Raw genomic sequence first — 291 nt, 5'->3', positions numbered from 1 at the left:
AACTCTTATTAATACTACAGCGTTTTCGGTTTATTTTCTTGTTACTATTTGATATAGATATTCAATTTTCAATGTGCATTACTTGGTGATCTCTCACCAATGGAGCCTAGCGGGATCGAACCGCTGACCTCCTGCGTGCAAAGCAGGCGCTCTCCCAGCTGAGCTAAGGCCCCACAAGACCTCTCAAGACTAAACAAGACCAATGTGCATTCCTTATCCTTAGAAAGGAGGTGATCCAGCCGCACCTTCCGATACGGCTACCTTGTTACGACTTCACCCCAATCATCTATC

1 tRNA gene and 1 rRNA gene are annotated in these 291 nt (G+C 45.4%); both read right to left on the bottom strand.

What is annotated here, in order from left to right:
- Window positions 1–100 precede the first annotated feature (100 nt).
- Window positions 101–173: transfer RNA gene (locus AB8E63_RS08685), tRNA-Ala, on the bottom strand.
- Window positions 174–223: 50 nt separating this feature from the next.
- Window positions 224–291, bottom strand: a 16S ribosomal RNA gene (locus tag AB8E63_RS08680); the annotation flags it as partial.

The organism is Streptococcus sp. oral taxon 061, from assembly GCF_964211575.1.
Taxonomy (GTDB): domain Bacteria; phylum Bacillota; class Bacilli; order Lactobacillales; family Streptococcaceae; genus Streptococcus.
This window is presented reverse-complemented; position numbering and strand designations above follow the sequence as displayed.